Source organism: Pseudoxanthobacter sp., assembly GCF_036822375.1.
GTDB lineage: Bacteria > Pseudomonadota > Alphaproteobacteria > Rhizobiales > Segnochrobactraceae > Pseudoxanthobacter.
Genome location: NZ_DAISHT010000160.1, coordinates 1 through 8,391 on the forward strand (window position 1 = coordinate 1; position 8,391 = coordinate 8,391).

General features: G+C 68.3%; 6 protein-coding genes. 5 read left to right on the plus strand and 1 reads right to left on the minus strand.

Translation table 11 applies throughout. The annotated features are described in order from the left end of the window. Positions 1 to 56: 56 nt before the first annotated feature. Positions 57 to 587, minus strand: coding sequence for an acyl-CoA thioesterase (locus V7067_RS13345; protein WP_334176396.1), 531 nt, complete (start codon positions 585 to 587; stop codon positions 57 to 59). Positions 588 to 735: 148 nt separating this feature from the next. On the opposite strand from V7067_RS13345, the gene V7067_RS13350 reads away from it, so the two are divergent. From V7067_RS13350 to V7067_RS13370, 5 genes are all read left to right on the plus strand, one after another. Then, positions 736 to 2,541, plus strand: a complete 1,806-nt coding sequence (locus tag V7067_RS13350) for a long-chain fatty acid--CoA ligase (RefSeq protein ID WP_334176397.1) — start codon at positions 736 to 738, stop codon at positions 2,539 to 2,541. Positions 2,542 to 2,595: 54 nt separating this feature from the next. Next, the gene (locus V7067_RS13355; protein WP_334176398.1) at positions 2,596 to 3,000 is read left to right on the plus strand and encodes a MerR family DNA-binding transcriptional regulator; all 405 of its coding nucleotides are present in this window, start codon (positions 2,596 to 2,598) and stop codon (positions 2,998 to 3,000) included. A 166-nt stretch (positions 3,001 to 3,166) separates the two neighbouring features. After that, a complete protein-coding gene (locus V7067_RS13360; protein WP_334176399.1) occupies positions 3,167 to 4,300 on the plus strand; it encodes a thiolase family protein in 1,134 nt (377 codons plus the stop codon). Then, complete coding sequence (locus V7067_RS13365; RefSeq protein ID WP_334176400.1) at positions 4,300 to 6,618, plus strand: 3-hydroxyacyl-CoA dehydrogenase NAD-binding domain-containing protein; 2,319 nt, start codon at positions 4,300 to 4,302, stop codon at positions 6,616 to 6,618. Before V7067_RS13360 ends, V7067_RS13365 begins: the two co-directional genes overlap by 1 nt. A gap of 4 nt (positions 6,619 to 6,622) precedes the next feature. Beyond that, positions 6,623 to 8,391, plus strand: a 1,769-nt coding sequence (locus tag V7067_RS13370) for an acyl-CoA dehydrogenase C-terminal domain-containing protein (RefSeq protein ID WP_334176401.1), incomplete at its 3' end; no start/stop codon positions are given.

Below are 8,391 nucleotides of genomic sequence, written 5' to 3' on the forward strand. Positions count from 1 at the left end.
GCGAAGGCGGCCGGCCAGGGAGGGCGGCAGGGGCATGGTGTTTCTCCCGGTTGTTTTTATGAGGGGCTGTTCGCCGCCCACGGCGCGGGATCGAAACCGGCTCCGTCCATGGCGGCCGGCTCGATCCCGGAGAGGGCAAAGATCTCCGCCACAGGCACCTTCCGGCCCCGGTCCAGCACCACGGCGCGCACGCTGGCCTGCGCCGCCAGCACGCCGGCCTCCGGGCCGGAGGCGATCACGAATCGCTGCGCGATGAACACCGAGTGCTCGTTCCAGCCGGTGATTCGCGTCTCCAGCCGAAAACGGCGGAACGGCCCCAGCGAGCAGCGGTAACGAATTTGTGCATCTGCCAGCACCGGCATCCAGCGCCGGGCGAGAATGGCCCGCGCCAGACCCGCCCGCATCAGAAGGTCGATGCGCCCGAGGTCCATCAACGTGAGGTAGCGGCCGTTATTCATGTGGAAATTCAGGTCCAGATCGGTCGGCCAGACCCGCATGGTCAGGGCCGATACCGCCTCCGGCGCCAGCCGCTGCCGGGATAGAAACGCAGCCATCACCACACGCAGGAAGCGCAGCCACAAATTCATCGGTCTCTCCGTCAGGCTGTTGCCGACGCCCGCCAGCTGGCACCTTATCGGCAATATCCCTCTTGCATCACATTGATGTTTACGTATAGCCTCTTTCGTATTGGTGATAGCAGATCACCGTGCGTCAATCGCCCCTTCAAGAGGGCTGATGGCAATGGGAAGAAACGTGACAGGGGACTTCAGGCAGGGCCTGCGGTGCCAGCGGGATATCGCGGCCGCAGAAGCCATAAAACCAGTATTCGCTGCCGCCGGCCCGCCCGTTCAGGGTGCGCAGGAGCAGGAAAATGGCGACCGCCCGGCGACATTGCCGGCGCTGCTGGACCGCGCGGTGGCGCGGTTCGGCGATCTTCCGGCGATCGACTTCTTCGGCCGCCGCTGGACCTACCGCGAGGTCGGCCGTCTGGTGGAGCGGCTTGCCGGCGGTCTTGCCGCCATCGGCGTGCGCCGGGGCGTGCATGTGGGCCTCTGCCTGCCGAACACGCCCTACTCGGTGCTGTTCTATTTCGCGGTGCTGAAGGCCGGCGGCGTGGTGGTCAACTACAACCCGCTCTACACCGCCCGCGAACTGGAAGCGCAGATCCGCGATTCCCGCACCACCGTGATGGTGGTGATGGATCTGGAGAAAATCTACCGGCCGCTCGCCTCCGTCGCCGCCGGCGCCGGGCTGCAGCATGTGGTGGTCTGCCCCATGGCCGGGGTGCTGCCGGCGGCGAAATCGCTGCTGTTCCGCCTTTTCCGCCGCCGCGAGATCGCCCGCATTCCGGCAGATGGCCTCCACATCCGTTTCGCGGATCTGCTGTCGCGCCCGCCCCTCGGCGCCGCCGCACCGCGCACCGAGGCCTCCGATCTGGCGGTGCTGCAATATACCGGCGGCACCACGGGCGTGCCCAAGGGTGCCATGCTGACCCATGGCAACCTGACCGCCAACATGTGGCAGATCGCGGAGTGTGCCGGGCCGGGCGGGCTGCGCGACGGACAGGAGCGCATTCTCTGCATCCTGCCGCTGTTTCACGTCTTCGCCCTGACGGTTTCCATGAACGTGGCCGTCGCCATCGGCGCGGAAATGATCCTCCTGCCGCAGTTCCGGCTCGAGGAGGTGTTCGCCACCATCCGGCGCAGCCGGCCCACGCTGCTGCCGGCGGTGCCCACCGTCTACGGCGCCATCAACGGCGCGGCCGAGGCGCACGGTGTCGATCTCACCTCCATCCGGCTGTGCATCTCCGGCGGCGCGCCGCTGGCACAGGAAGTGGCGGCCCGGTTCGAGGCGCTGACCGGTTGCCGGCTGGCGGAAGGCTATGGCCTGACGGAATGTTCGCCCGTCGTCACGGTCAACCCGCTGGACGGACGCCCGCGGCGGCCCGGCTCCACGGGGCTGGCACTGCCGGGCACCGTGATCGAGATCCGCGACCCCGACCACCCGGAGCAGATCCTGCCGCAGGGCGAGAAGGGCGAGGTCTGCGTGCGCGGGCCGCAGGTCATGACCGGCTACTGGAACCGGCCGGCCGATACCCGCGCCGTCACCATCGATGGCGCGCTGCGCACCGGCGACATCGGCTATATCGACAAGGACGGCTACCTGTTCCTCGTGGACCGCATCAAGGACCTCATCATCTGCTCGGGCTACAACGTGTATCCGCGCGTGATCGAGGAGGCGCTCTACGAGCACCCGGCGGTGGCGGAAGCCATCGCCATCGGCATCCCGGATGCCTATCGCGGTGAAAGCCCGAAAGTGTTCGCCACCCTGAAGGCGGGCACCAGCCCGACCCCGGCCGAACTCCTCGCGTTCCTCTCCGAACGGCTTTCGAAGATCGAAATGCCGGTCGCGGTGGAAATCCGCGCCTCCCTGCCGAAAACCATGGTGGGCAAGCTCTCCCGCAAGGAACTCGTTGCGGAAGAGAAGGCCCGCGCCGAAGCCGCCGGCGATCCGCCGCCGGCACGCTTGTCAGGACATTGACGCATAGGTTAAGCTATGGCCAGCATTTACAGGTTTGTCTCGCCAAGGCGCCCGATGGCCGAACAGTTTTACACTGTGACCCAGCTTGCCCGCGATCTGGGTATCACGGCCAGAACGGTGCGCTTCTATGACGACAAGGGCCTCGTCAGCCCGAGCCGTGCAGGCAACACCCGGATCTATACCCAGCGCGACCGCGCCCGGCTGATCCTGATCCTGCGTGGCAAGCGCCTCGGCTTCACGCTGCAGGAGATCAAGGAATATCTTGATCTCTACGATCTCGACCGCACCCAGAAAGAACAGCTGCGCATGCTGCTGAAGGGCGTGCGGCTGCGCATCGACCGGTTGGAAGACCAGAGCGAGGCACTGCAGCAGACGCTGGCCGAACTGCGCGAGATCGAGACGCAGGCGGTCACCGCGCTGGCCGGTCTCGACGACAGCCCTAAGCGGCAGGCGGGCTGAACGGCTCCGCCCCGGCGGCCGGCGCCCTAGAGCGGCCGGCTCCAAGACCCTGACCATTCCCGTTTTCCGGCCGGGCGCCACGCCCGTCCGCTCTCAACGCCTTCGCGGTGCGCGCCCGGCGTGCGTCCGCCTCACGAGACAAGACGATCATCCGAAAGGAACCATAATGAACGCGGTCATCGCGGGCTATGTGCGCTCGCCCTTCACTCTGGCCCGCAAGGGCGCTCTCGCGCGGGTGCGGCCGGACGATCTCGCCGCCGCCGTGGTGCGCGAGCTGGTGACGCGCACCGGCGTGAAGCCCGAGGACATCGAGGATATCATCGTCGGCTGCGCCTTTCCCGAAGGCGAGCAGGGCTTCAACGTCGCCCGCCTCATCGGCCTCATCGCCGACCTGCCGCTCAGCGTCGGCGGCCTCACCGTCAACCGCTTCTGCGGTTCGTCGATGCAGTCGGTCCACATCGCCGCCGGGCAGATTCTGCTGGGCGCGGGCGAGGTGTTCATCTGCGCCGGCGTGGAAAGCATGAGCCGCGTGCCGATGATGGGCTTCAACCCGCTGCCGAATCCGGCGCTGGCCGCCCGCAATGCCGGCGCCTACATGGGCATGGGCGACACGGCGGAAAATGTCGCCCGCCGCTGGCAGATCACCCGCGCCGAGCAGGAAGCCTTCGCCGTGCGCAGCCAGACCCGTGCCGCCGCCGCGCAGGCCGCAGGCCGGCTGGCCGGCGAAATCGTGCCGATCCGCATCAACGGCACCACGGTGGACGCCGATGGCTGCATCCGCCCCGACACCACCGCCGAAGGCCTCGCCGCCCTCAGGCCCGCCTTCCAGACCGACGGCTCGGTGACGGCCGGCACCTCCTCGCCCCTCACCGACGGCGCCTCGGCGGTGCTGGTGTGCAGCGAGGACTATGCCGCCCGCAACGGCCTGACGCCGCTGGCGCGCATCGCCTCGGTGGCGGTTGCCGGCTGCGACCCGGAAATCATGGGCATCGGCCCGGTCGCCGCCACGAAGAAGGCGCTGGCGCGCGCCGGCATCGGCATCGATGCCATCGACGTGGTGGAACTGAACGAGGCGTTCGCCAGCCAGGCACTGGCCTGCGCCCGCGATCTGGAAATCCGCGACGAGACGCTGAACATCGACGGCGGCGCCATCGCGCTCGGCCATCCGCTCGGCGCCACCGGTGCGCGCATCGTCGGCAAGGCCGCCGCGCTGCTGGCGCGCGAGGGCGGACGCTATGCGCTGGCCACCCAGTGCATCGGCGGCGGTCAGGGCATCGCCACGGTTCTGGAGCGCATCTGATGAGCGAAATCCGCAAAGTCGCCGTCATCGGCGCCGGCGTCATGGGCGCCGGCATCGCCGCCCATGTCGCCAATGCCGGCATTCCGGTGCTGCTGCTCGATATCGTTCCGCCGGGCGCCGGGAACCGCAACATCGTGGCCGGGACCGCGGTGGAGAAGCTGAAGACGGCCGATCCCGCCCCGTTCATGTCGCCGAAGGCCGCCCGTCTGGTGGAAACCGGCAACATCGAGGACGATCTCGGCCGGCTGGCCGAGGCCGACTGGATCATCGAGGCCGTCGTCGAGCGGCTCGACGTGAAGCAGGCGCTTTATGCGCGCATCGATGCCGTGCGCCGGCCCGGCACCGCCGTTTCCTCCAACACCTCCACCATCGCGCTGGAAAAGCTGACCGCCGGGCTGCCGGACGGTTTCCGCCGCGACTTCCTCGTCACCCACTTCTTCAACCCGCCGCGCTACATGCGCCTGATGGAGCTGGTGACGGGGCCGGAAACCGACACCGCACTCGCCGGCCGCATCGCCGGCTTCGCCGACCGGGTGCTGGGCAAGAGCGTGGTGCGCTGCAAGGACCGCCCCGGCTTCATCGCCAACCGGCTGGGCGTGGCGTGGATCCAGCGCGCCATCGTGGAAGCCATCGACCTCGGCCTGAGCGTGGAAGAGGCCGATGCCGTGATGGGGCGCCCGTTCGGCATTCCGAAAACCGGCGTGTTCGGCCTCGTCGATCTCGTCGGCCTCGACCTGATGCCCCACATCAGCGCCAGCCTGAAGGCCGCGCTGCCGCCGGGCGATGCCTTCCACGCCTCCAACCGCGACCTGCCGCTGATCCGCCGCATGATCGCGGAGGGCTATACCGGCCGCAAGGGCAAGGGCGGGTTCTACCGCCTCAACCGCGCCGGCGGCGGCAAGGTGAAGGAGGCCGTCGATCTTGCCACCGGCGAATACCGCGCGTCCGTGAAGCCGGAGATCGAGGGGCTTGCGCGCGGCGACCTGCGGGCGCTGCTCTCCCGCGAAGACCGGATCGGCCGCTATGCGTTCCGCGTCATGGCGGAAACGCTGACCTACGCCGCCAGCCTCGTCGGCGAGGCGAGCGACGACATTCTCGCCATCGATGAGGCGATGCGGCTCGGCTACAACTGGAAATGGGGGCCCTTCGAACTGATCGACCGCATCGGCGGGGCATGGTTCGCGGCGCGCCTGACGGCCGCCGGCTTCACCCTGCCGCCGCTGCTGGCCGGGCTGGGCGACAGAACCTTCTACCGCATCGCAGACGGCCGCCGGCAGGCCCTGAGCCCGGCCGGCACCTATGCCGATATCGTGCGCCCGGAGGGCGTGCTGTGGCTGGAGGACATCAAGCTCGCCGCGCAGCCGGTGCTGAAGAACGGCTCGGCCAGCCTGTGGGAGATCGGCGACGGCGTGGTCTGCTTCGAGTTCACGTCCAAGGGCAACTCGATGGACGCCGACATCATGGCCCTGCTCGGCCGGACCATCGATCTGGTGGAGAAGAAATACCGTGCCCTCGTCATCTACAACGAGGGGCCGAATTTCTCCGTGGGTGCCAATCTGGGCCTCGCGCTGTTTGCCGCCAACATCGCGGCATGGGGCGAGATCGAGAAGCTGGTGGAGGCCGGCCAGCAGACCTACAAGCGGCTGAAATATGCCCCCTTCCCGGTGGTGGCCGCCCCTTCCGGCATGGCGCTGGGCGGCGGCTGCGAGATCCTGCTGCATGCCGATGCGGTGCAGGCCCACGCAGAAAGCTATATCGGCCTCGTGGAATGCGGCGTCGGCCTCATTCCCGCATGGGGCGGCTGCAAGGAAATGCTGGGCCGCTGGCAGAGCGCCGGCAAGCTGCCGAAGGGCCCGATGCCGGCGCCCGCCAGGGTGTTCGAGACCCTGTCGGTGGCCACCGTGGCAAAATCGGCCGCGGAGGCACGCGACCTTCTGTTCCTGCGGCCGACGGACGGCATCACCATGAACCGCTACCGCCTGCTGGCCGATGCCAAGGCGCGGGCGCTGGCACTGGCGGAGAACTACACCCCGCCGAAGCCGTTCGAAGTGGTGCTGCCCGGCCCCGCCGGCAAGGTAGCGATGACCATGGCCGCCGAAGGCTTCGCCCGCCGCGGCATTGCCACGAAGCACGATCTGGTGGTGGCCGGCGAACTGGCAACCGTGCTGTCCGGCGGGCCGGCCGACATCATCGACACCCTCGGCGAGGACCGCATTCTGGAGCTGGAGCAGGAAGGCTTCATGCGGCTGGTGCGCACCAATGCAACTCTGGCCCGGTTCGAGAGCGTGCTCGAAACCGGCAAGCCGGTGAGGAACTGACGCCATGCAGACCTACAAGGCGCCCCTGCGCGACATGCGCTTCGTGCTGAACGAGGTGGTGGGAACCGCCGAATACGCCGCCCTGCCGGGCTTCGAGGAAGCCACGCCCGACGTCGTCGATGCCATTCTTGAGGAGGCGGGCAAGTTCGTCACCGAACGGCTGCTGCCGCTCAATGCCTCCGGCGACGTGGAAGGATGTGTGCTGGAAAACGGCGTCGTGCACACGCCGAAGGGCTTCCCCGAAGCCTACGCAGCCTTTGCCGCCGGCGGCTGGACCGCCATGTGCGCCGATCCCGCCTATGGCGGGCAGGGCCTGCCGGACGTGATCGGCAAGTTCGTGGAAGAGATGATCTGCTCCGCCAACCTGTCGTTCGGGCTTTATCCCGGCCTCAGCCACGGCGCCTGCAAGGCCATCGCAGGCCACGCCAGCGAGGCCCTGAAGGCGCGCTACCTGCCGAAGCTGATCGACGGCACGTGGTCCGGCACCATGTGCCTGACGGAAGCCCACTGCGGCACCGATCTCGGCCTGCTCAGGACCCGCGCCGTGCCGCAGGACGACGGCTCCTTCCGCATCACCGGCTCCAAGATCTTCATCTCGGCCGGCGAACACGACCTGACGGAGAACATCATCCACCTCGTGCTCGCCCGCCTGCCGGACGCGCCGCCGGGGGTGAAGGGCATCAGCCTGTTCCTCGTGCCGAAATTCCTGCCCACCGAGGACAACCGGCCCGGCCAGCGCAACGGCGTGGTGTGCAGCGCGCTGGAACACAAGATGGGCATCAAGGCCTCGGCCACCTGCCAGCTCTCGTTCGACGATGCCACCGGCTGGCTCGTCGGCGAGCCGCACAAAGGCATGCGTGCCATGTTCACCATGATGAACAGCGAGCGCCTGTCGGTGGGCATTCAGGGGCTGGGAGCCGGCGAGGCGGCCTACCAGGCGGCGGTCGCCTATGCGCGCGAACGCCTGCAGGGCCGCGCGCTTTCCGGCACCAAGGCCCCGGACAAGCCGGCCGACCCGATCATCGTGCACCCGGACGTGCGCCGGATGCTGATGACCATGCGCGCCTTCAACGAAGGCGCGCGGGCGCTGGGCTGCTGGGTGGCGAAGGCCCTCGACATGTCGCACCACCATCCCGACCCCGAGGCGCGCCTCGAAGCGGAGGACTTCACCTCGCTGATGACGCCGGTGGTGAAGGCCCTGTTCACCGATCTCGGCTTCGAGACCACCAATATCGGCATGCAGGTCTATGGCGGCCACGGCTTCATCCGTGACCACGGCGTCGAGCAATATGTCCGCGACAGTCGCATCTCCATGATCTACGAGGGCACGAACGGCGTTCAGGCCCTCGATCTGGTGGGACGAAAGATGCCGGCCCACATGGGCCGCTACCTGCGCCGGTTCTTCCATCCGGTGCTGGCGGAGATCGACGCGGCCATCGACAGCGACGATGCCCTCGTCAGCGAACTGGCCACGCCGCTGTCCAAGGCGTTCGGTGCCCTGCAGCTTTCCACCGCCACGCTGGCCCGACGCGGCCTGAAGGACCCGGAGGAAGCCGCCGCCGGCGCTACCGAATATCTGCGGCTGTTCGGTCTGGTCGCCCTCGGCGCCATGTGGCTGAAAATGGCGCGCATCGCCGGCGAGGCGCTGGAGGCCGGCAGTGACGAGCACGCCTTCTACGAGGGCAAGCGCGTGACGGCGCGGTTCTACATGGAGCGCATCCTGCCGCAGGCGGCGGGGCTGTTCTCCGCCATCAAGGCCGGCAAGGGCGCGAT